The 21,246-nt window shown below is 68.7% G+C and carries 20 protein-coding genes and 2 riboswitches; of the genes, 4 read left to right on the top strand and 16 right to left on the bottom strand.

Features of this window, described 5'->3' with window-relative positions:
- Position 1 precedes the first annotated feature (1 nt).
- The gene (locus tag BUB76_RS13625) at positions 2-1,333 is read left to right on the top strand and encodes a DUF2254 domain-containing protein (RefSeq protein ID WP_175550317.1); all 1,332 of its coding nucleotides are present in this window, start codon (positions 2-4) and stop codon (positions 1,331-1,333) included.
- 99 nt (positions 1,334-1,432) lie between these two features.
- Here BUB76_RS13625 and gcvP read toward each other — a convergent pair whose 3' ends face one another.
- From gcvP to gcvT, 3 genes are read right to left on the bottom strand one after another with little or no spacing between them, the layout of a single operon-like run.
- Complete coding sequence (gcvP, locus tag BUB76_RS13630) at positions 1,433-4,276, bottom strand: aminomethyl-transferring glycine dehydrogenase (RefSeq protein ID WP_073129341.1); 2,844 nt, start codon at positions 4,274-4,276, stop codon at positions 1,433-1,435.
- Positions 4,277-4,329: 53 nt separating this feature from the next.
- On the bottom strand, positions 4,330-4,695 hold the full coding sequence (gene gcvH, locus BUB76_RS13635; protein ID WP_073129342.1) for a glycine cleavage system protein GcvH: 366 nt from the start codon (positions 4,693-4,695) through the stop codon (positions 4,330-4,332).
- Between the two features lie 5 nt (positions 4,696-4,700).
- Positions 4,701-5,837, bottom strand: coding sequence for a glycine cleavage system aminomethyltransferase GcvT (gcvT, locus tag BUB76_RS13640; protein WP_073129343.1), 1,137 nt, complete (start codon positions 5,835-5,837; stop codon positions 4,701-4,703).
- 47 nt (positions 5,838-5,884) lie between these two features.
- Positions 5,885-5,956, bottom strand: a riboswitch (glycine riboswitch).
- A gap of 1 nt (position 5,957) precedes the next feature.
- Positions 5,958-6,043, bottom strand: a riboswitch (glycine riboswitch).
- A gap of 60 nt (positions 6,044-6,103) precedes the next feature.
- On the opposite strand from gcvT, the gene BUB76_RS13645 reads away from it, so the two are divergent.
- Positions 6,104-6,742 carry a gamma-glutamylcyclotransferase family protein gene (locus BUB76_RS13645; RefSeq protein WP_073129344.1) on the top strand — a complete coding sequence of 213 codons (639 nt, stop codon included), beginning with the start codon at positions 6,104-6,106 and terminating at the stop codon, positions 6,740-6,742.
- Here the strand turns inward: BUB76_RS13645 and BUB76_RS13650 are convergent.
- Positions 6,687-7,577 carry a DMT family transporter gene (locus BUB76_RS13650; RefSeq protein ID WP_073129345.1) on the bottom strand — a complete coding sequence of 297 codons (891 nt, stop codon included), beginning with the start codon at positions 7,575-7,577 and terminating at the stop codon, positions 6,687-6,689. The genes BUB76_RS13645 and BUB76_RS13650 overlap by 56 nt on opposite strands.
- Positions 7,574-8,170, bottom strand: coding sequence for a LysE/ArgO family amino acid transporter (locus BUB76_RS13655; RefSeq protein WP_073129346.1), 597 nt, complete (start codon positions 8,168-8,170; stop codon positions 7,574-7,576). The genes BUB76_RS13650 and BUB76_RS13655 overlap by 4 nt, the downstream gene beginning before the upstream one ends.
- A 99-nt stretch (positions 8,171-8,269) precedes the next feature.
- Here BUB76_RS13655 and BUB76_RS13660 point away from each other — a divergent pair, with 99 nt between their 5' ends.
- Complete coding sequence (locus BUB76_RS13660) at positions 8,270-8,542, top strand: DksA/TraR family C4-type zinc finger protein (protein ID WP_073129347.1); 273 nt, start codon at positions 8,270-8,272, stop codon at positions 8,540-8,542.
- Positions 8,539-8,766, top strand: a complete 228-nt coding sequence (locus BUB76_RS13665; RefSeq protein WP_236737920.1) for a cytochrome oxidase subunit III — start codon at positions 8,539-8,541, stop codon at positions 8,764-8,766. The genes BUB76_RS13660 and BUB76_RS13665 overlap by 4 nt, the downstream gene beginning before the upstream one ends.
- 95 nt (positions 8,767-8,861) lie before the next feature.
- Here BUB76_RS13665 and BUB76_RS13670 read toward each other — a convergent pair whose 3' ends face one another.
- From BUB76_RS13670 to BUB76_RS13720, 11 genes are all read right to left on the bottom strand, one after another.
- The gene (locus tag BUB76_RS13670) at positions 8,862-9,611 is read right to left on the bottom strand and encodes a YebC/PmpR family DNA-binding transcriptional regulator (protein ID WP_073129348.1); all 750 of its coding nucleotides are present in this window, start codon (positions 9,609-9,611) and stop codon (positions 8,862-8,864) included.
- 59 nt (positions 9,612-9,670) lie between these two features.
- Complete coding sequence (locus tag BUB76_RS13675; RefSeq protein ID WP_073129349.1) at positions 9,671-10,018, bottom strand: hypothetical protein; 348 nt, start codon at positions 10,016-10,018, stop codon at positions 9,671-9,673.
- Positions 10,018-11,796: an SLC13 family permease gene (locus tag BUB76_RS13680; RefSeq protein ID WP_073129350.1), complete on the bottom strand. Its 1,779-nt coding sequence runs from the start codon at positions 11,794-11,796 to the stop codon at positions 10,018-10,020. Before BUB76_RS13680 ends, BUB76_RS13675 begins: the two co-directional genes overlap by 1 nt.
- 70 nt (positions 11,797-11,866) lie before the next feature.
- On the bottom strand, positions 11,867-13,588 hold the full coding sequence (locus tag BUB76_RS13685; RefSeq protein ID WP_073129386.1) for an ABC transporter ATP-binding protein: 1,722 nt from the start codon (positions 13,586-13,588) through the stop codon (positions 11,867-11,869).
- 191 nt (positions 13,589-13,779) lie between these two features.
- A complete protein-coding gene (locus BUB76_RS13690) occupies positions 13,780-15,957 on the bottom strand; it encodes a xanthine dehydrogenase family protein molybdopterin-binding subunit (RefSeq protein WP_073129351.1) in 2,178 nt (725 codons plus the stop codon).
- Positions 15,954-16,925 (bottom strand): FAD binding domain-containing protein, encoded by a 972-nt coding sequence (locus BUB76_RS13695; protein WP_073129352.1) that lies wholly within the window; start codon positions 16,923-16,925, stop codon positions 15,954-15,956. The genes BUB76_RS13690 and BUB76_RS13695 overlap by 4 nt, the downstream gene beginning before the upstream one ends.
- Entirely contained in the window at positions 16,922-17,452 is a 531-nt protein-coding gene (locus tag BUB76_RS13700) for a 2Fe-2S iron-sulfur cluster-binding protein (RefSeq protein ID WP_073129353.1), read from the bottom strand. Before BUB76_RS13700 ends, BUB76_RS13695 begins: the two co-directional genes overlap by 4 nt.
- A gap of 85 nt (positions 17,453-17,537) precedes the next feature.
- The gene (locus tag BUB76_RS13705) at positions 17,538-18,473 is read right to left on the bottom strand and encodes a Gfo/Idh/MocA family protein (RefSeq protein WP_236737921.1); all 936 of its coding nucleotides are present in this window, start codon (positions 18,471-18,473) and stop codon (positions 17,538-17,540) included.
- Positions 18,474-18,533: 60 nt separating this feature from the next.
- Positions 18,534-19,292 carry an ABC transporter permease gene (locus tag BUB76_RS13710; RefSeq protein WP_073129354.1) on the bottom strand — a complete coding sequence of 253 codons (759 nt, stop codon included), beginning with the start codon at positions 19,290-19,292 and terminating at the stop codon, positions 18,534-18,536.
- On the bottom strand, positions 19,289-20,092 hold the full coding sequence (locus BUB76_RS13715) for an ABC transporter ATP-binding protein (RefSeq protein WP_073129355.1): 804 nt from the start codon (positions 20,090-20,092) through the stop codon (positions 19,289-19,291). The genes BUB76_RS13710 and BUB76_RS13715 overlap by 4 nt, the downstream gene beginning before the upstream one ends.
- 4 nt (positions 20,093-20,096) lie before the next feature.
- Positions 20,097-21,098, bottom strand: coding sequence for an ABC transporter substrate-binding protein (locus tag BUB76_RS13720; protein ID WP_073129356.1), 1,002 nt, complete (start codon positions 21,096-21,098; stop codon positions 20,097-20,099).
- Positions 21,099-21,246 lie beyond the last annotated feature (148 nt).

The raw sequence follows: 21,246 nt of genomic DNA on the forward strand, positions 1-21,246 counted from the left end.
GATGATCACGCAAATCCTCTGGTCCTTCCGCCAATTCGCCCGCCGTCTCTGGGTCCGCGCGGCCCTGTTGTCCGCGCTGGCGGTTGTCGTCGCCGGCGTGGCACCGCTGGTGCCGGTGCTGCCCTTGCCGGGCGGGCTCTCCGTTTCGGCCGAGGCGCTGGACGCGCTGCTGTCAATCCTGACGAACTCCATGCTGACGGTGACCACGTTCTCTCTGTCCATCATGGTCAGCGCGCACCTGGCCGCCGATGCCAACGCCACCCCCCGCGCGCACCGGCTGCTGCAGGAAGACAGCCGCACGCAGACGGTGATCGCCACCTTCATCGGCGCCTTCATCTACGCGCTCGCGCTGACCGTTCTTCTGAATATCGAGTTCATCAACGCCCGCGACGTGCCCTTCATCTATATCGTTTCGGTGGGAGTCATCATCTTCGTGGTGATCGCCGTTCTGCGCTGGGTGGCCCACCTGGCGGGGCTCGGATCGGTCGAGGCGACGATCGACCGGGTGGAAGAACGCGCGCGCGCCTGCCTGAAGGCCCGCAGCGACGCGCCGTTCCTCGGCGCCCGGGACATTCGAAAGACAGCGATTCCCCAGCACGCCCCGGCCTTCCACGCCGAGCGCTTCGGCTTCATCCAGAACATCGACGTCTCGGCGCTCGATCACGTGGCCCGCGACCGGGGCGCGGCGGTCTACCTGTCGGTCGGCCCGGGCGACTGGATCGACGAGGGCGCACCTCTGGGATTGATCGACCTGGACACGCTGGACCAGGCGACCGCAACGGCCCTATCGGCGGCCGTGGTGATCGGCGACCGCCGCACCCCCGATGAGGACGCGAACCAGGGCCTGATCGTGCTGTCCGAGATCGCCATGCGCGCGCTTTCGCCCGGGATCAACGACCCGCGCACCGCCATCGATGTCATCGGTCGCCTGGCCAAGCTCATGGCCACCCATCCGCAAGAGGCCGAGATGGAAGAGCCCAGCGCCCCCCACGTGTTCGTCCATCCGATGGATCGCGGAACGGCCCTGCTGGCGACGCTTGACCCCATCGCCCGCGACGGCCGCACCTTCGTCGAAGTCCAGCTTTCGGTGCAGCGGGCCTACGCGACGCTTACGAAGCATCGCGATGCATCGGTGTCCGACGCCGCCATGGCGCTGTCGGCCCGCGCGCTCAGCTATGCCCGCGACGGCATCCTGATGATCGAGGACATGCACCGCATCGCCGCGGTCGCGCCGGCCCGCCACATGGCCGCCACGTCCGCCGGCGACGCGAAGGAATCGGTGGTCGAAGCCCTGGGCGAGGAACGCAATTCCAGCCACTTCGCCGACATCTAGGGCGCGCGTACGTCCCGAAGGACCACGCCCCTGCATCACTGGTCCGCAAATACTCACGGCGCGCGGACGGAAACCCGCGCGCCGCCCGGATCGGTGCGCCTACTCCGCCGCCTCCAGGTAGTCCTCCAGCGGCGGGCAGGTGCAGATCAGGTTGCGGTCGCCATACACGTTGTCCACGCGGTTGACCGGGGGCCAGTACTTGTCGACGCGGAACGCACCCGCCGGATAGCACCCTTCCTCGCGGCTGTAGGGCCGGTCCCAGTCGCCCACCAGGTCCTCGACCGTGTGCGGCGCGTGTTTCAGCGGGTTGTTCTCGGCATCGCCGCCATCCTCGATGGCGCGGATCTCGTCGCGGATCGACAGCATGGCATCGCAGAACCGGTCGAGCTCGGCCTTGGTCTCGGATTCCGTGGGCTCGACCATCAGGGTGCCGGCCACCGGCCAGCTCATGGTGGGCGCGTGGAAGCCGTTGTCGATCAGGCGCTTGGCGATGTCGTCCACGGTCACGTGGGCCGACTTGTCGAAGGGCCGGGTGTCGATGATGCATTCATGCGCGATCCGGCCGTTCTGCCCGCGGTAGAGCACGTCGTAGGCCCCTTCGAGCCGCCGGGCGATGTAGTTGGCGTTGAGGATCGCCACCTTCGTCGCCTGGGTCAGGCCCGCGCCGCCCATCAGCAGGCAGTAGGCCCAGCTGATCGGCAGGATCGAGGCCGAGCCGAACGGCGCCGCGCTGACCGCGCCCGACGCGCCCGCGCCCTCGAGGTCGTAGCCCGGCAGGTGATCGGCCAGGTGCGCCTTCACGCCGATGGGTCCCATGCCCGGTCCCCCGCCACCGTGGGGGATGCAGAAGGTCTTGTGCAGGTTCAGGTGGGACACGTCCGACCCGATCTCGCCCGGTTTCGACAGGCCCACCATGGCGTTCAGGTTCGCGCCGTCCAGGTAGACCTGCCCGCCGTGGCGGTGGGTGATCTCGCAGACTTCGCGCACCGTGTCCTCGAACACGCCGTGGGTCGAGGGATAGGTGATCATGCAGGCGGCCAGGTCGCTGCCCGCCGCCTCGGCCTTGGCGCGGAAATCCTCGACATCCACGTCGCCGCGCTCGGTGCATTTGACCACGACGACCTTCATCCCGCACATCTGTGCGCTGGCGGGGTTCGTGCCGTGGGCGTTCACCGGGATGAGGCAGACCTTGCGGTGGCCCTCGCCGTTGGCCTGGTGATAGCGCATGATCGTCAGAAGGCCCGCATATTCACCCTGCGCGCCGGAATTGGGCTGCATCGACATGGCGTCGTAGCCCGTGATCTCGCACAGCCGCTTCGACAGGTCGGTCAGCATCTCGGCGTAGCCCTCGGCCTGGTCGGCGGGGGCGAAGGGGTGCAGCATGGCGAATTCGGGCCAGGTGATCGGCGCCATCTCGACCGCGGCGTTCAGCTTCATGGTGCAGCTGCCCAGCGGGATCATCGCGCGGTCCAGAGCCAGGTCGCGGTCCGACAGGCGCCGCATGTAGCGCATCATCTCGGTTTCCGCCCGGTTCATGTGGAAGACCGGGTGGGTCAGGTACGCGCTCTCGCGTTGCAGGGCCAGCGGCAGGCGCAGGCGGTCGGGCACGGTGGGGTCGCGATCGATCCCGAACGAATGGAAAAGGCGGCCGATGGTCTCCAGCCGCGTGGTCTCGTCCAGGGTGATGCCCAACCGGGTCTTGCCCACGCGGCGCAGATTGATGCGCTGGCGCGCCGCCTCGTCGAAGATGGCCCCCTGCAGCGCGCCCACCTCGACCGTGATCGTGTCGAAATAGGCCTCGGGCTGCACGTCGAACCCGGCCTCGCGCAGGGTTTCGACTACGTGCACCGTCTTGGCGTGAATGCGCTGCGCGATGGCCTTAAGGCCTTCGGGGCCGTGGAACACGGCATAGAAGCTCGCCATCACGGCCAGAAGCGCCTGCGCGGTGCAGACGTTGCTCGTGGCTTTCTCGCGGCGGATGTGCTGCTCGCGCGTCTGCAGGCTCAGACGGAAGGCCTGGTTGCCGCGCGCGTCGATGCTGACGCCCACGATCCGCCCCGGCATGGCCCGCTTGTAGGCGTCCTTGCAGGCCATGTAGGCCGCATGCGGCCCGCCATAGCCCATGGGCACGCCGAACCGCTGGGTGCTGCCCACGGCGATGTCGGCTCCCATGGCGCCCGGCTCTTTCAGCACGGTCAGCGCCAGCGGGTCGGCGATGACGATGCCCAGACCTTGCGTGTCGTGCAGCGCCGCGATGGCATCGGTGAAATCGGTAAGCCCGCCATGGGTGCCGGGATACTGGAACACGCCCGCGAAGACGGCGCCGGCGTCCATGTCCGCGGGATCACCGACGATCACCTCGATATCCAGCGGCGCGCAGCGGGTGCGGATGACGTCGATATTCTGCGGGTGGCAGTTCTGGTCGACGAAGACCGCCTTGGCCTTCGATTTCGACACGCGCTGCGCCATGGTCACGGCCTCGGCCGCCGCCGTGGCCTCGTCCAGAAGCGACGCGTTGGCGATGTCGAGCCCGGTGAGGTCGCAGACCATGGTCTGGTAGTTCAGCAGCGCCTCGAGCCGGCCCTGGCTGATCTCGGGCTGGTAGGGCGTGTAGGCGGTGTACCAGGCCGGGTTTTCCAGGATGTTGCGCTGGATCGCGGGCGGCGTGACCGTGCCGTGATAGCCCTGCCCGATCATGGTCGAGTAGACCTGGTTCTTCTTCGCCACCTGCCGCATGTGCCACAGCAGTTCCCGCTCGGAAAGCGGCTCACCCGACAGCGGCTCGGACTGGCGGATGGCCTTGGGCACGGTCTGGTCGATCAGCTGATCCAGCGTCTCGACCCCCAGCAGACCCAGCATCTCGTCCATCTCGGACGGCGAGGGCCCGATATGGCGGCGATTGGCGAAGTCGTAGGGGTCGTAATCCGTGGGCTGGAACGGCATGATCGTGTCTCCGTCGAACGCGGGCGATTTTTCGCGGGAAAAACCGGGTCCGCTCAGATGAATTTCTTGTAGGCGGCTTCGTCCATCAGCTGGTCGAGATCGCCGATATCCGCGACCTTCATCTTGAAGAACCAGCCGGCGCCCAGCGGGTCCTCGTTCACCAGCGCGGGGTTCTCGACCAGGGCGGCGTTGACCTCGATGATCTCGCCGTCGACGGGCGCCATGATGTCGGAGGCGGCCTTCACCGACTCGATCACCACAACCTCGTCCTCCTTGGCGACGGTGGTGCCTTCCTCGGGCAGTTCGACGAAGACGAGATCGCCCAGCTGCTCGGCCGCGTGCTCGGTAATGCCGACGGTGACGACATCCGCCTCGTCATCCTCGGGGCGCAGCCATTCGTGCTCTTCGGTGAATTTCATCGGGTCTACCTTTTGTATGTCGCCGGTCGGAACGGCATGGACTGGACGGTTACGGGAAGGCGCTTGCCGCGCACTTCGCCCCAGAGTTTGGTGCCGACGTCGGAATGGTCAATCGAAACGTAGCCCATGGCCATGGGCCGCTCGATCGACGGGCCGAAGGCGCCCGATGTGACGGCACCGATGGGGTCGGTGTCGGCTTCGCCGGCGAAGATCGGCGTGCCGGCGCGCATGGGTGCGCGCCCTTCGGGCAGCAGCCCCACGCGCAGCCGCTGGACCCCGGCGTCGATCTGGGCGCCGATCACGTCCGCGCCGGGATAGCCGCCGGCCCGCTCGCCGCCCGGCCGCCGCGACTTCTGGATCGCCCAGAGCAGGTTGGCCTCGATCGGTGTCGTGCTCGCGTCGATATCGTTGCCGTAAAGGCAAAGCCCCGCCTCGAGCCGGAGCGAATCCCGCGCCCCAAGCCCGATGGGCGCGACCGCGTCGTGATCCAGCAGCGCGCGCGCGAACGCCTCGGCCCGGTCGGCCGCGACCGAGATCTCGAAGCCGTCCTCGCCGGTGTATCCCGAGCGTGAGACCCACAGATCGCCACAGTCCGAGGCCAGCGTGCGGACGTCCATGAAGGACATTTCCGCCGCGCCCGGCGCCAGCGACTCGAGCACGGCCTCGGCATCGGGGCCCTGCAACGCGAGCAGCGCGCGGTCGGTGATTTCCTCGACCGTCACGTCCCCGGGCAGGCGGGCGCGCATGTGGGCGATGTCGTCAGCCTTGCAGGCGGCGTTGACGACCAGGAACAGGTGGTCGCCGCGATTGGCGATCATCAGGTCGTCGAGGATGCCGCCCGCCTCGTTCGTGAACAGCCCGTAGCGTTGCCGCCCTTCGGCCAGCCCCAGAACGTTCTGCGGCACCAGCGATTCCAGCGCGCGGGCGGCATCGGCCGCGTCGCCCGACCCGGGGCGCAGGATGACCTGCCCCATGTGGCTCACGTCGAACAGACCCGCATGGCTGCGGCAATGGACGTGTTCCTTCATGACGCCGGGGGCGTATTGCACCGGCATCTCGTAGCCCGCGAAGGGCACCATGCGGCCGCCCAGCTCGGCGTGCAGCGCGTGCAGCGGCGTGGTCATCAGGTCTTGGTCGGCCATCGGCCCCTCCGGCATCAAACGGGCGCGCAGCGCCCAGCGAAGATGCCCCCTCTGTCCTTGCGCCTGAGATCGCTATCCCTTCGGCGCCCCGGCATGTGGCCCGGGGACTCTCCAGAGTGTCTGTCAGCGGCGGTCCTTTTGCCTGAGAGTTTACCGGGGCGGTTGCTCCTTCGGCCCTGGGATCCAGTGTCTCCCGTCGCTGTCATAACTCATGCCACGATTCCGCGGCCCTTGCCAAGCCCCGGGCACGCGCTTAGCTCGGCCCCATGAACGACCCCTATTTCTTCGGCTACGGCAGTCTGGTGAACATCGGCTCGCACAATTACGGCCCCGTGGCACGCGCCCGCCTTCCGGGCTGGCGGCGGCGTTGGCGGGCCACGCGGCTGCGCCCGGCGGCCTTCCTGACGGCCCATCGCGCGCCGGGCCACGCGATCGACGGGCTGGTGGCACCGGTGCCGGGCGCCGACTGGGCCGCGCTCGACCATCGCGAGCGGGGCTACGACCGGCTGGACGCGCTGGGGCTGGAGCATGACCTCGGCCCCGCAGCGCAGGTGGCGGTCTACGCCATTCCCGACGCCACGGGGGCCGAGGCGCCCTGCCCCATCCTGCTCAGCTATCTCGATGTTGTGGTGCGCGGCTTTCTCGACCAGTTCGGCCCCGAAGGCGTGGCCCGCTTCATGGAAACCACGGACGGGTGGGACCTCCCGGTGGCCACCGACCGCGACCGGCCGCTTTATCCGCGCGCACAGGACACGGGCGACACGGCCCGCGCCCTGACCGACGACTGGCTGCGGCGCCTTGGCGCGCGGTTCATCGCGCCAGAGGACACCGCCTTGGCCACGCCCGAGCCTAGGGCGTCTGGGCCGGCTCCTGCACCGCGCGCATCCGCGCCTCGCGCAGGGTGATGACCAGCACGGCGGCGATGACGATCACGCCGCCGAGGACCACGAAAGCGTCCAGCCCCTCGCCGAAGGCATAGTATCCCAGCGCCGTGGCCCAGATCAGCTGCAGGAAGGTGACGGGCTGCGTCACCGTGATGGGCGCCGCGCGGAAGGCGAGCGTCATGGTGAAATGCCCGGTGGTGGCCAGCGTCGCCACCAGGAACAGCCAGCCCAGCTCGGACCAGGTGGGCCAGACCCAGACCGCCACCGCGAAGGGCGCCAGCCCGATGGTCACGAAGATCGACAGCATGGCGACCACAACCGACGGCGCCACCTCGTCCGACATGATCTTGGCGATCAGGTAGGACCCGGCGAAGAAGATCGCGGTGCCGACCATGGCCAGGTGGCCCGTGCTCACCTCGCGGAAACCGGGCCGCAGGATGATGAGCACACCGATCAGCGCCACGACGATCGCGGCCAGGCGCGGCCAGCGCAGCCGCTCGCCCAGGAACAGCGCGGCCCCCAGCGAGACATAGACCGGCGAGACGTAGTTCATCGCCGTCACCTCGGCGATGGGGATCTGCGTCATGGCGTAGAACCACAGCATCACGCCCAGCGCGTGCACCAGTCCCCGCAACGAGAACAGCGTCAGCGCCCGCCGGCCCAGCCGGGCCTGGCGCAGCCCGCCCAGCATCGGCAACAGGAAGACCAGCCCCAGCAGATAGCGCAGGAACGCCGCCTCGGGCGCGGGCACCCGGTCGCCCAGGTGCTTGACCGTCGCGGTCACGGCCACGAACAGCAGGCCCGTGACCAGCATCCACAGCGCGCCCGCCACGGGCCGGTTCTGCCCGCCGCTCATGGCCACACCAGCTTCAGCGCGATGGCCCACATCACCGCCGCCACCAGCGCGTCGAGCACGCGCCACGCCAAGGGCCGCGCGAACAGCGGCGCCACCAGCCGCGCACCGTAGCCCAGGCCGAAGAAGAACACGAAGGACGCGGTCACCGCGCCCACGCCGAACAGCACGCGGCTTTCGGACCCCGCCGCGATCGACCCCAGCAGGACCACCGTGTCCAGGTAGACATGCGGGTTCAGCCAGGTCAGCGCGAGGCAGGTCAGCACCGCCGAGCGCAGGCTTTCACGCGGCCCGTCATCCAGCCGCATGGCCGCGCCGCCCGCGATGGCGCTGCGCATGGCCATCGCGCCGTAGACCACGAGGAAGGCCGCGCCGCCCCAGCTCAGTACCGGGGTGATCCAGGGCGCGGCCTGCACCAGCGCGCCGAACCCGGCCACGCCCGCCGTGATCAGCACCGCGTCGGACAGGGCGCAGGTCAGGACCACCGGCAGCACATGGGCACGTCTCAGCCCCTGGCGCAGGACGAAGGCGTTCTGCGCGCCGATGGCGAGGATAAGGGAAAAGCCCAGCGCGAAGCCGGACAGGAGGGCGTTCATTCGCCCTTGCTAGACCCAAGGCCGAGGGGCGACAAGCGTGGGGTGAGCGGAACGGGCGCGCACGCTGCGCGTTTCGCTCCCGCGACAGGAGGATCAGCCATGGCAGGCGGATGGGCCCGCGACGGGGCCGTGAACGAACAGATCGAAGCCTCGATCTCGGATGAATTGCAGCGGATGCGCGCGGCGCAGGCACGGGCGAAGGCCGAAAGCCGCACCCACTGCGCCGAATGCGAGGAACCGATCCCCGAAGCCCGGCGCGCGGCGAGACCGGGCGTGCAGCTCTGCATCGACTGCCAGCAGGAACGGGACGGCAGCTACAATGCGCGCGGCGGCATCAACCGGCGCGGCAGCAAGGACAGCCAGCTGAAATGAGCCGCAAGCCCCGCGGCCCGCAAAAGCTCGCCTTCCACCGCCACGACGACGGACGACGCAGGATCACCAACCGCCAGATCGATTTCATCGGCTGGCTGCTTTTCGTGGGTTCGGCCTGCGCCTTCATCGTGGCCAGCATCGGCAGCCCCTGGGCGCTCGCGGGCAGCGTGCTGTTCCTGCTGGCCTGCATCGCCTTCATCATTCCCTTCTTCCGCAACGACTAGGGGCGGACCCGCGGCCCGCCCCTTCATCTTTCGGTAAATACCTCGGAGAGCGCGAGAGGCAGCGCCTCTCGCATCGCGCCAGCGATCGGGGCGGCTCACTCCGAGCCGAGCTGCTCCATCACCTCGTCCGAGGCCTCGAAATTGGCGGTGACGTTTTGCACGTCGTCGTCATCGTCCAGCGCGTCCATCAGCTTCATCAGCTTCTGCATGCCGTCGAGGTCCATCTCGGTGGTGGTCTGCGGCCGCCAGACGAGCTTCGTGGTCTCGGATTCGCCCAGTTGCTCTTCCAGCTTGGTGGACACCTCGTTCAGGTCGGTGTCGGCGCACCAGATCACGTGACCGTCCTCCGAGCTTTCCACGTCCTCGGCGCCGGCCTCGATCGCGGCCATCATTACATCATCGGCGTCGCCCGCATCGGCCGGGTAGATCACCTGCCCCTTGCGGTCGAACATGAAGGACACGCTGCCGGTCTCGCCCAGGTTGCCGCCGTTCTTCGAGAAGGTCGAACGCACGGTCGACGCCGTCCGGTTGCGGTTGTCGGTCATCGCCTCGACGATGATCGCCACGCCGTTGGGCCCATAGCCCTCGTAGCGGATTTCCTCGTAGTTCTCGGCATCCCCGCCCTGCGACTTCTTGATGGCGCGGTCGATCACGTCCTTCGGCACCGAGGACGACTTCGCCTCCTTCACCGCGAGGCGCAGCCGCGGGTTCTTGTCGGGGTCCGGGTCGCCCATCTTGGCGGCCACGGTGATTTCCTTTGCCAGCTTGGAAAACAGCTTCGACCGGGCGGCGTCCTGGCGGCCCTTGCGATGCTGGATGTTGGCCCATTTGGAATGGCCCGCCATGGCTTACCTCATCATGTATCCTGGATCGGCAGGGATATAGGCCGCGAGGGCCGGGCGCATCAAGACCCCACGCGCGGGCCGAAGCCCAGGGCGGGGCGATCCGGCGGGGTGATCGTGACCCAGGGCGCCTCCGCGGCGGGCGCCAGCGGCAGGCGCGGCCGCCCGGTCGGCCGCAGGACAGCGACCGGCCAGGTCTGGGGGCAGCCCGCCAGCGTGGTGGACCATGGCCCCGCCCGGCCCTCGCGCACGCCGGTGCAGAGGCCCCCATCGCTCATCCGTGCCGTGACCGTGTCGCGGAACAGGGTCACCGCAACGGGCCGCACCCCGGCCCCGCCGGATGCCGAGGGCGCGGGGCCGGTGGCGCATCCAGCCGTGGCGAGGCAGGCGAGAAGGACGATCCAGCGCATCACAGCGGCCAGATCAGCGGGATGGTCAGGGTAGCCGTGCAGGCCAGTAGCAGGTTCATCGGGATCCCCACGCGCAGGTAGTCGGAAAAGCGGTAGCCGCCCGGGCCATAGACCAGCATGTTGGTCTGGTAGCCGATGGGCGTCGAGAACGCGGCCGAGGCGGCGAACATCACCCCCACCACCAGCGCGCGCGGGTCGATGCCCAGCGACGTGCCCAGCTGGATCGCGATGGGCGTTAGGATCACGCCCACCGCGTTGTTCGACACCATTTCGGTCAGCGTGCTGGCCAGCACGTAGACGCAGAACAGCACCAGCACGGGCGGCAGGTCGGCGAAAAGGGGCGACAGCCAGCCGACCAGCATGGCCACCGCGCCCGACGCCTCGAGCCCCGCGCCCACGGCGAGCATGGCGAAGATCAGCGCCAGCAGCCGGCCCTCGACGAAGGAAAACGCCTCGTCCGCGTCGATGCAGCGGGTCAGCAGGACAACGGCGACGGCCATCACGGCCAGTCCGAGGATCGGGGCTACGCCCAGCGCGGCCAGGACGACCACCACCGCCAGCGCGCCCACGGCATAGGGCGCGCGTTGCCGGCGATACGCCTGGTCGGTCGGTTTCGAGACGTCCACCAGCTCCATGTCCTGGGCCAGCCGGCTGATATCGGCGCCGTTGCCTTCCAGAAGCAGCGTGTCGCCCACGCGCACGACGACCTCGTCCAGCTGGCGACCGATATTCTGGTTCCGCCGATGCACGGCCAGCGGATAGACGCCGTAGCGGCGGCGCAGGCGCAGCGCGCCCAGGCTGCGCCCGATCATCCGGCAGCCCGGCGTGATCAGGACCTCGACCGTTTCCGTCTCGATCGAGCCCAGCTGGTCGACGCTGCGCAGGTCGCGGTTCTGCTGGAGACTCAGGAGCTCCGACATCTGGGTGCGCAGCACCACGCGGTCGCCCGCGGCCAGTTCGACGCCGTTCATGTCGCGCCGCAGCGAGGCGTCCCCGCGCAGCACGTCGACCACGCGCACGCCCTCGCGCTTGAACAGCTCGACCTCCAGCACCGGGCGGCCGATCAGCCCCGAGCCTTCGGGGATGGCGAGCTCGGTGAAATACTTCATCTGCCGCCGGTCCGACAGCATGACGCCAAGGCTGTGCCGCTCGGGCAGCAGCCTGCGTCCGACCAGCGCCATGAAGGTCCCGCCGATCGCCACCTGCACCAGACCCAGCGGCGCGATCTCGAAGATCGAGAACGGCTCGAGCCCCTGCGCCCGCGCGACGCCGTCCACCAGCAGGTTGGTCGACGTGCCGATCAGGGTCAGCGTGCCGCCCAGGATCGCGGCATAGCTTAGCGGGATCAGGATCTTGGACGGCGCCACGCCCAGGCGCTTCGACAGCTGCACGAAGACCGGGATCATCACCACGACCACGGGCGTGTTGTTCATGAAGGCCGAGCCGAGCGCGACCGCGAAAAGCAGAACGATCAGGACGGTCCGCGGGTTGTCCTCGGCCCGCGCATCGGCCAGTTCCGTCAGGGCCTGCAGCGCCCCCGTCCGCACCAGCCCGCCCATGATCAGGAACATCGCCGCGATTGTCCAGGGCGCGGGGTTCGACAACACCTCGAGCGCGGCCTCGTAGGGCAGAAGGCCCAGCGCGAACATGATCGCGGCGCCCGAAATGGCGACGACCTCGGTCGGATACGTCTCGCGCGCGAACAGCACGAACATCACGATCACGACGGCGAAGGCCAGGATTGCCTGGATGGCCGGATCGAGCGGAAGTGTGAGCATCGGGGGCCAGGGCTTTGCGCTAGGGGCGTCGCGTCACGTTACGCGGGCCGCACGCCGGGGTGCAAGCGGGCTATTTCCGCTCGACCTGGAGCGAGTGAAGCCGCGCGTAAAGCCCTGCCTCGGCAAGCAGATCGTCGTGCGTGCCCGTCTCGACCACGCGGCCCGCGTCCATGACGACGATCCGGTCGGCGGCGGTGATCGTGGACAGCCGGTGCGCGATCACCAGCACGGTCCGGCCCTGCGACAGCGAATGAATCGCCTTCTGGACCTTCTTCTCGACCACGGTGTCCAGCGCCGATGTCGCCTCGTCCAGAAGCAGGATGGGCGTATCGCGCAGCAGCGCCCGCGCGATGACCACGCGCTGCCGCTGTCCCCCCGAAAGCGCCGATCCGCGGGGCCCGGCGGGGGTGTCCAGCCCCTGCGGCAGGGTCTCGAGGAAATCGGTGACGAAGGCCGCGTCCAGCGCCGCCTGCAACGCCTCGTCCGACACGTCGGTGCGGCCCAGCAGTATGTTCTCGCGGATGGTTTCGTCGAACAGGATCGCGTCCTGCGTCACCACCGAGATCATCGACCGCAGGCCGCCGACCTCCATCTCGCGGATATCCATCCCGCCGATCGTGACCTGGCCCGATTGCGGCTCGGCCAGGCGGGTGAGCACGTTGAAGACGGTGCTCTTGCCCGCGCCCGATGGCCCCACGAGCGCGGTGGTCGACCCGTCTTCGGCCGTGAAAGCCGCGCCGCGCAGGACGTCGGTGTCGCCGTAGGACAGCGCGACGTCGTGCAACCGGATGGTGGTGTCCGGCAGGTCGGGACGTTTCGCCGTGGCGCCTGGCGCCTCTACGGTGGGCGTCGTGTCGAACAGCTGGAACACCCGTTCCAGGCTGGCGGCCGCGCGCTGCCAGGTGCCCGCGAGCGATCCCAGGCGGCGCAGCGGCTGGAACGCCAATGTCATGGCCGAGAAGAAGGACATGAAATCGCCCACCGTCTTCTCGCCGTCGATGATGTCCTGCCCGCCGTAGACGAGGACGCAGAAGAACCCGAGCCCGACCGCGATGTCGATGAGCCCCGGAAGCGTGGCGGCGCCCGCGGCCGTCTTGACCTGCGCGCGGACGAAATCGCCCGTGAGCTTGGTGAAGCGGCGCGTCTGGTAGGCCTCCAGCGCGTTCAGCTTGACCGGCGTGATGCCATGGAACACCTCGTCCAGCCGTGTGGTCCGGTCGGCGGTGATGTCGCGCAACCGCGCGCTTTTGCGGCGCAGATACCTTTGCAGCAGGATGTTCGGCAGGATCAGAAGCGGCGTGCCGACCATCGCGACCAGCGTCCAGACCGGGTCGATCAGCAGCGCGACGACGAACAGCGACACGAGGCTGATGACGTCGCGGCCCGCCCCCAGGATCAGCGCCTGCCACAGCCCCTGGGTCTGCTCGGCGTCCGAGATCACGCGGCTGATCATCGTGCCCGGCGGCATCTTCTGGAAGAAGGCATTGTCGAGCGTCAGGACATGGCCCAGCAGGTCGTCCTGCATCTTGGTCGAGGTCAGGATCGCCACCCGGGTCATGATGACCTTCTGCGCCACGCCCGTCACGGCGCGCAGCACGAACAGCCCCATGATCCCGAGGCCGACCCAGACGATCGCATCCTCGCGGCCCGCGACGAAGACCAGGTCGAAGACCGGCTTCAGCATGTAGGACAGCGCGCCCAGCGTGCTGCCCTCGATCGTCATCAGGATCGCGGCGAGGACCACCATGCGCGTGTGCGGCCGCAGGTAATCGCGCCAGAAGCGGGCGAACATGGCGCGGTCGCTGTAGGGCGAATTGGTGCGGCGGCTGGCCCGGCTCACGCGTGGTCCCTTGCTTGCAGGCGGTCGGCGCTGTCTAGCCGCTTTGCCGCGGGGCGTCCACCGGACCGAGGCACACCCGTCCGAAGGGGGCGCAGGGCACATGAAAAGCGGGCCGCCCGATCGGCGGGCGGCCCGGTCATGGCTCAGGGAAGGTGCGGGAAGATCCGGTCGGGCGTCGCCGGATAATCGTACACGCGCACCCCGCACGCATTGTAGATCGCGTTGGTCACGGCGGCCCCGGCCCCCGAGAGCCCCAGCTCGCCGATGCCCTTGGCCTGGATCGGGCTCGAGGCGTCGTCGCGTTCTTCGATGAACATCACCTCGAGGTCACCCACGTCCAGGTTCACCGGCACGTGGTACTCGGCCAGGTCGTTGTTCACCACGTGGCCCGTGCGCGGATCGTGCTCGATCGCCTCGGTCAGCGCGGTGCCGATGCCCCAGATCTGCCCGCCCCAGACCTGGCTGGTCGCGGTCTGGCGGTTGAGGATCCGTCCGGCCGCCATGGCCGCCAGCATCCGGCGCACGCGCACCTCGCCCGTCACCGCGTTCACGGCGACCTCGGCGAAATGCGCGCCGTAACCGGCCTGGTGGTAGTCCTCGTCGGTCTGGCCCGGCTCGATATGGCCCTCTTCGGTGATCGGCGCGTCCATCAGCTCGGCCAGCGGGCGGCGGTTGTTGCCGCCGGTGGCGACGCCGTCCTGCAACCGCAGCGCCTCGACTTCGCAGCCCAGCCGCTCGGCCAGCTTGCGCCGGATCGCCTTGGCGCCCAGGAACACCGACGAGCCCGCCGAGGCCGCGCCCCAGGAACCGCCCGAGCCCGAGCTTTTCGGCAGGTCCGTATCGCCCAGTTCAACGGTCACCTTCTGCGGATCGAGGCCCAGCATCTCGGCCGCGATCTGGCCGAGAATGGCGTAGGTGCCGGTGCCGATATCGGTCATGTCGGTCTGCACCAGCGCCGTGCCATCGGGGTTGAGCGTCACGTTGGCGCGGCTTTCCATCAGGATGTTGGTGCGCGCGGCCGAGGCGACGCCCATGCCGATATACCACTCGCCCTCGCGCCGCGTGCCGGCCTTCTGCCGCTTGTCCCAGCCGAACGCCTTGGCGCCTTCGGTCAGCGCCTCGGCCAGCGAACGGGCAGAGTATTGCACGCCGGTCTCGGGGTGCTTCTCGGGGATGTTGCGCAACCGCAGCTCGATCGGGTCGATGCCCGATTTCTCGGCCAGCTCGTCCATGGCGTTTTCCAGCGCGAGCATGCCCACGGCCTCGCCGGGCGCGCGCACCGATCCCGATGCGGGACGGTTCAGGATCGCCACGTGCTGGCCGTAACGGCGGTTCTCGCCGCCGTAGAGGAAGTGGGTCGCCAGGTCGACGGGCTCGGCCATGGGTTCGTCGGGCAGGTTCGACTGCCAGTTCTCTTGCCCCAGGCCCAGCAGTTTGCCGTCCTTGTCGGCGGCTAGACGCAGGCGCTGCCGCGTCGCGGTGCGCAGGACGATCATCTCGAACACGTTGTTGCGGCTCAGGACCACCCGGACGGGCCGGCCCAGCGCCTTGGCCGCGACCGCGGCGCCGACGCAATCGGGCGACATCCCCAGCTTGGAACCGAAGCCGCCGCCCACATAGGGTGCCAGCAGGCGCACGTTCTTCGCGTCGATGCCCAGCGAATCCGCCACCTCGTCGCGGTTGTAGCCCAGCATCTGCAACGACCCGTGCAGCGTCAGCTTGTCGCCGTCCCACTCGGCCAGCGCCGCGTGCGGCTCCATCGCGGCCGAGTTGTGGGGCTTGGTCGTGTACATGCTGTCGACGGTGAAGGTCGCGTCGGACATCGCCTGGTCCAGGTCGCCCTGGTCGGGCTTGTCGCTGTCGGGCCAGTCGCTCACGCCGTCGAAATCGCAAACGGCGTCGTCGTCCTCGGTGTAGTCGACCTTCAGCACGGCGGCGATGTCGCGCGCCTGCTCGAACGTCTCGGCCACGACGACGGCGATGGGCTGCCCGAGATACAGGATCTTGTCGCCCATCTGCGCCGGGTTGGTGCCCATGGTGCCCTGCGCCGCGTTGCGCACCATCTTGTCGGTGAACACGCCCAGATAGCCCGGCATGTCCTCGACCGACGCGGTGTCGACGGCGTAGGTACCCTTGGTGATGGCGGCGCGGACCATCACGCCGGTCGCCATCCCCTCGGCCTTGTACTCGGCGGCGTAGGGCGCGCGGCCCGTCACCTTCAGCGGGCCTTCGGGACGCGGCATCGGCACGCTCAGCACGCCCTGTCCGGTTTCGTCCAGGAGGTGCGGCTGCACCTGGTCCATCTTCAGATGTTCGGTCATTGGGTCACCCCCGTCAGCTCGGCCAGCACCGCCTTCAGCGTGCGGCGGGCGAGCGGTATCTTGAAATCGTTCTCGCCGAAGCCCTGCGCGTCCTGCAGAAGGACATCGGCGGCCTTGTCGAACAGCGCATCGGACGGCGCCTCGCCCACCAGGACGTCCTCGACCGTGCCGTCGCGCCAGGGGCGCGGCGCCAGGCCACCGAAGGCCAGCGCGGCCTCGGTGATCTTGCCGTCCTCGACATCGACGATCCCCGCGACGCTGACCAGCGCGAAGGCATAGGACGACCGGTCCCGCACCTTGCGGTAGGTCTGCTTACCCTTGGGCGGCTGCGGCAGGTGCACGGCCGTGATCAGGTCACCGGCCTCGAGCACGGTTTCCTTGGACGGGTCGTCGCCCGGCAGGACGTACATCTCGTCGAGGGTCAGCATCTCGGTCCCGCGGTTGGGGCTTTCGATCTCGACCCGCGCGTCAAGCGCCCGCATGGCCACCGCCATGTCCGAAGGGTGCGTGGCGATACAGTGGGGCGACGTTCCCAGCACGGCGAGGATCCGGTTGATCCCCTCCTTCGCCGGGCAGCCGCTGCCCGGCACACGCTTGTTGCAGGGCTGCGTGGTGTCGTAGAAATACGGGCACCGCGTGCGTTGCAGCAGGTTGCCGCCCGTCGTCGCCTTGTTGCGCAACTGCCCCGAGGCCCCGGCCAGCAGCGCGCGGCTCAGCACCGGGTAATCGCGGCGCACCGTGTCATGGGCGGCGAGGTCCGAGTTGGTGACCAGCGCGCCGATGCGCAGCGAATGGGCGGATTGCTCGATCTCGGTCATGTCCAGACGGGTCACGTCCACCAGCCTGGGCGGCGTTTCGATCTGGTGCTTCATGAGGTCGATCAGGTTGGTGCCGCCGGCGATGATGCGCCCGGCGGTGTCCTGTGCGTCGGCGATGCCCGACGCGCGTACGTATTCGAAGCTTTTCATTCCGCGGCCTTTCTTTTGGTCAGACCCTCTTCTTCGGCGCTTTCCTCGATGGCCTTGCAGATGCCGGGATAGGCCGAGCAGCGGCAGAGGTTCCCGCTCATCCGTTCCTTGATCTCGGCGGTGGTGAAGTTCGGCTCGGCGGTCAGGTCGTCGCTGACATGGGACGGCCAGCCCTTGTTGAACTCGTCGTACATGCCCTTCGCGGACATGATCTGCCCGGGCGTGCAATAGCCGCACTGGTAGCCGTCGTTGCGCACGAAGGCGGCCTGGAGCGGCGACAGGTTGCCCGGGTCGCCCAGGCCCTCGATGGTGGTGATCTCGTCTCCGTCATGCATGACGGCCAGCGACAGGCAGCCGTTGATGCGGCGGCCATTGACCAGCATCGTGCAGGCGCCGCACTGGCCGTGATCGCAGCCCTTCTTCGAGCCGGTGAGGTCGAGGTGATGGCGCATGACGTCGAGCAGCGTGGTGCGCGGATCTATATCGACCTCGCGCGCCGCACCGTTCACGGTGAGGGTGATTTGCATGGGGGCCCCTTTTGCGTTGGATGCTTGCAACCAAAAGGGTCCTTGCGCCGGGTTGGTTCCTCAGAAGCCCGGACAGGCGGCAAGTTCAGTCGTGAAACGGCTCGACCACGATGCGCCTGCCCAGCATGAAGGCATCGGCCACGTGAACGAGCGGCGCGGGGTCCACGTCGCTTTGCGCCGTCTCGATCAGCTCGGCGAAGCGGTGGTAGAGCGCGGGGTATTCTCCCGGCCCCTCGACCGGCTGTTCGGTCCCGTCGATCAGCAGCCGGGCGCCTCCGTCGACGAGGCGCAGCTCGCCCCCATCGGTGTCGACGGTGATCTCCCAGACCTCGCCGTCCTCCTCGCGCCAGTCGAAGCCCGCGCTGGCGTCGATCCCGCCGGGCCCGGCGAAGCGCAGGTCGGCGGCGATGGGCGTTTCGCGGTTCTCGGGGAAGTGCAGTTCGGCCCCCGACAGGTGCAGCGGGTGCGGCAGGATCTCGGTCATGATGCTCAGCGCGTTGATGCCCGGGTCGAACACGCCCAGCCCGCCCGCCTGCCAGATCCAGTCCTGCCCCGGGTGCCACTTGCGCACGTCCTCGCGCCAGTCGATGCGCAGGCGTGTGATCTGCCGGTCCCGCAGCCACGCGCGGGCGGCCGCGACGCCATCGGCGCAGCGCGAATGCCAGGTGGCGTGCAGGGTGACACCGCGCGCGCGGGCCAGCCGGTCGAGCTTGAAGACTTCGGCCACCGTGGCGCCGGGCGGCTTTTCCAGCATGACGTGGCGCCCGGCGGCCAGCGCGGCGGTCGCGGCGGCGAAGCGCGGCAGCGGCGGCATGCAGAGCGACAGCGCCGGGATATCGGGCCGCGCGGCCAGCAGATCCTCGACCGTCTCGAAATTCTCGACACCCTCGACGCCGCCCGAACGGCTGACGGTTGCGGCGAGCGTGAACCGGTCGTCGGCGGCGATGGCCGGGATGTGCTGGTCACGGGCGATCTTGCCCACGCCGACGATGGCGATGGGCATGGCGGCTGTGTCGGTCATGGGGCGGCCTTCCGGTGTTGCGGCGCCGCCAACCTGTCGGACGCGCGCCCGGCCCGCAAGTCAGACCGTGCGGTCGGCCCAGCCCGCGAAGATCCGCTCGAGCGCGACGACGATGTAGTAGAGAACGATGCCCAGGAAGGCCAAGGCGATCAGCACCGCGAACATCAGCGGGTAGTCCGAGTTCGTCTTGCCGGAATCGAACAGCGCGCCCAGTCCGCGCCCGTGGGGCGACACGATCTCCATCAGGTTGGTGCCGATGAAGGCCAGCGTGACCGAGACTTTCAGCGCGCCGAAGAACTCGGGCAGCGTCTTGGGCAGGGCGATCTTCCAGAAGATCGTGGCCTGCGACGCGCCCAGCGACCGCAGGATGTCGCGGTATTCAGGCTCCAGCGTCGACAGGCCGATACTGACCGACACCGCAATGGGAAAGAAGCTGATCATGAAGGCGATCAGGACGGTGTTGAAATCGTGCCATCCCACGAACATCAGCGCCACGATGGGCACGACGGTGGCCTTCGGGACCGCGTTGAACCCCACAAGCAGGGGGTAGAGCGCGTCGCGCATGGTGCGCGAGAAGCCCATGATCATGCCCAGCGCCACGCCGAAGACCACCGCCAGCAGCAGGCCGACCACCGTGCGCCACAGCGTCTGCCATCCCATTTCGAGAAACAGGCCCCAGTAGCGCTGGAAGGCCGGGATCAGGTCCGACGGCGACGCCATCTTGTAGTTGGGCCACCCCATGACCCAGACCAGAAGCTCCCACAGCGCGAGGAACACGACCATGGCCGCCAGCGGCACGAGGATCTTGCGCGCGCTCATTCGGCGGCCTGCGCGGCGGGCGCACGTCCCTGCGCGATCTCGATCTGGTGGCGCAGGGTATTCAGCATCTCGGCGGCCTCGGGGGTATAAAGGTGGTCGAGCGTGCGCCGCCCGGTATCGGGCACCTCGAGCGTGAACTGCGTGCGCGCCGGACGCCCCGACAGCACCACGACCCGGTCGGCCAGGAAGATCGACTCGCGCAGGTCGTGGGTGATCAGCACGCCGGTGAAGGGCTCTTCCTCCTTCACGCGGTGCATGGTCTGCCACAGGTCCTCGCGCGTGAAAGCGTCCAGCGCGCCGAAGGGCTCGTCCAGGATCAGGACCTCGGGCTGGTGGATCAAGGCGCGGCAGAGCGAGGCGCGCTGTTTCATGCCGCCCGACAGCTCGGACGGGCGCTTGTTCTCGAACCCTTCCAGCCCCACCAGCGCCAGCAGGCGGCGGGCGCGGGCCTCGCGCTCGGGCTTGCTCAGCTTCGTGGGCACGATCTCGAGCGGCAGCAGCACGTTGTCGAGGATGCTGCGCCATTCCAGCAGAACGGGATTCTGGAACGCCATGCCCACGTTCGATCGTGGGCCGGTGACGGGCGCGCCATGGACGCGCACCGTGCCTTCGTCGGGGATCATGAGCCCGGCCACCAGCCGGGTCAGCGTGGACTTGCCGCAGCCGGACGGACCGACCACGGCGACGAACCCGCCCTCGGGCACCGACAGGTCGAGCCCGTCGAGCACCTTGAGCGGACCCGAGGCGGTGCGGAAAGTGTGCCGCACGCCCCGGATGTCGATGAGCGGATCGTCGGTCACGCGCTCACTCGGTCAGCGAGAAACCGCCCTCGGGCAGGTAGGCGTCGGTGAAATACAGCGACGCGTCCGGCTCGGACTGGAACTCGTAGGTGGTGCCGATCTGCTCCAGCGCGCTGGCAAAGCGGTCGTCGTCGATGACGCCGAAGCCGTTCTCGCGCACCGCGTCGGTCAGGACGTTGGCGTCGATGGCCAGCTCCAGCCGGCGCTGCTCGAGCTCGGCATCGGCGGCCGGGTTCCGCTCGATCAACGACGGGATGACGCCGGCGGGGTCGGCCACGGCGGCGGCCCAGCCCTGCGCGGTGGCCGACAGGAAGCCCTCGATCACCTCGGGGTTGGCCTCGGCGAATTCGGTGTTGACCAGGATGACGTTGCCGTAAAGGTCCACGCCGTAATCGGCCATCAGCAGGGTGACCAGGTCATCTTCCGGCACGCCCAGGCGGGCGGCGTTCAGGTAGGAGGTGAAGCTGAAGCCGGTGATGGCGTCCACCTCGCCCTCGGCCAGCATGGGCTCGCGCGTGGGGAAGCCCACGGGCTCGACCGTGATGGCGTCCACGTCGATGTCGTTCTCGGCGGCGAAGATCGGGAACTGCGCCCAGGCGCCGTCGGGCGGCGGCGCGCCCAGCACCTTGCCCTCAAGGCTTTTCGGACCGTCGATCCCCTGCGAGGCCCGGCCGATCACCGCGAAGGGCGGCTTGTCATAGAGCATCATGGCGCCGATCACCGGCGCGCCGGGGTTCTGGTCGAGAAACCGCACGAGGCTGTTGATGTCGGCCATGCCCACCGGGAACGCCCCGGTCGCCACCTTCGGGATCGCGTCGAGCGAGCCGGAGCCGGCCTCGATCGTGACGTTCAGGCCCGCTTCCTCGTAGAAGCCCTGGTCGATGGCGGCGAAATAGGGCGCGGCGGGCCCCTCGAATTTCCAGTCCAGCGCGAATGGCAGGTCGGTCTGCGCGTGGGCGGCGGTGGCGCCCAGCAGGCCCATCGCCAGGATCGTACGGTGCAGCATGTGTTTTCCCCTTGGTCGTTGCGGGACGGTTTGCCGTCCGCGTGTGTATGGCGCCCGAGTGATGCCAGAGACGCGCGCGATGGCCAAAGCCCGCCCGGCGAGGCTGCGGCTTCTCGGACCGCTGGTCAAGAAAATGCTGTTAAAATGG

The sequence above is a fragment of the Palleronia salina genome, from assembly GCF_900141995.1.
GTDB classification, from domain to species: domain Bacteria; phylum Pseudomonadota; class Alphaproteobacteria; order Rhodobacterales; family Rhodobacteraceae; genus Palleronia; species Palleronia salina.

Bases quoted from the DNA above. Each gene is read 5' to 3' on its own strand.
- BUB76_RS13625 (WP_175550317.1), top strand. From the start codon at position 2: ATGATCACGCAAATCCTCTGGTCCTTCCGCCAATTCGCCCGCCGTCTC.
- gcvP (WP_073129341.1), bottom strand. From the start codon at position 4,276: ATGCCGTTCCAGCCCACGGATTACGACCCCTACGACTTCGCCAATCGC.
- gcvH (WP_073129342.1), bottom strand. From the start codon at position 4,695: ATGAAATTCACCGAAGAGCACGAATGGCTGCGCCCCGAGGATGACGAG.
- gcvT (WP_073129343.1), bottom strand. From the start codon at position 5,837: ATGGCCGACCAAGACCTGATGACCACGCCGCTGCACGCGCTGCACGCC.
- BUB76_RS13645 (WP_073129344.1), top strand. From the start codon at position 6,104: ATGAACGACCCCTATTTCTTCGGCTACGGCAGTCTGGTGAACATCGGC.
- BUB76_RS13650 (WP_073129345.1), bottom strand. From the start codon at position 7,577: ATGAGCGGCGGGCAGAACCGGCCCGTGGCGGGCGCGCTGTGGATGCTG.
- BUB76_RS13655 (WP_073129346.1), bottom strand. From the start codon at position 8,170: ATGAACGCCCTCCTGTCCGGCTTCGCGCTGGGCTTTTCCCTTATCCTC.
- BUB76_RS13660 (WP_073129347.1), top strand. From the start codon at position 8,270: ATGGCAGGCGGATGGGCCCGCGACGGGGCCGTGAACGAACAGATCGAA.
- BUB76_RS13665 (WP_236737920.1), top strand. From the start codon at position 8,539: ATGAGCCGCAAGCCCCGCGGCCCGCAAAAGCTCGCCTTCCACCGCCAC.
- BUB76_RS13670 (WP_073129348.1), bottom strand. From the start codon at position 9,611: ATGGCGGGCCATTCCAAATGGGCCAACATCCAGCATCGCAAGGGCCGC.
- BUB76_RS13675 (WP_073129349.1), bottom strand. From the start codon at position 10,018: ATGCGCTGGATCGTCCTTCTCGCCTGCCTCGCCACGGCTGGATGCGCC.
- BUB76_RS13680 (WP_073129350.1), bottom strand. From the start codon at position 11,796: ATGCTCACACTTCCGCTCGATCCGGCCATCCAGGCAATCCTGGCCTTC.
- BUB76_RS13685 (WP_073129386.1), bottom strand. From the start codon at position 13,588: ATGTTCGCCCGCTTCTGGCGCGATTACCTGCGGCCGCACACGCGCATG.
- BUB76_RS13690 (WP_073129351.1), bottom strand. From the start codon at position 15,957: ATGACCGAACATCTGAAGATGGACCAGGTGCAGCCGCACCTCCTGGAC.
- BUB76_RS13695 (WP_073129352.1), bottom strand. From the start codon at position 16,925: ATGAAAAGCTTCGAATACGTACGCGCGTCGGGCATCGCCGACGCACAG.
- BUB76_RS13700 (WP_073129353.1), bottom strand. From the start codon at position 17,452: ATGCAAATCACCCTCACCGTGAACGGTGCGGCGCGCGAGGTCGATATA.
- BUB76_RS13705 (WP_236737921.1), bottom strand. From the start codon at position 18,473: ATGACCGACACAGCCGCCATGCCCATCGCCATCGTCGGCGTGGGCAAG.
- BUB76_RS13710 (WP_073129354.1), bottom strand. From the start codon at position 19,292: ATGAGCGCGCGCAAGATCCTCGTGCCGCTGGCGGCCATGGTCGTGTTC.
- BUB76_RS13720 (WP_073129356.1), bottom strand. From the start codon at position 21,098: ATGCTGCACCGTACGATCCTGGCGATGGGCCTGCTGGGCGCCACCGCC.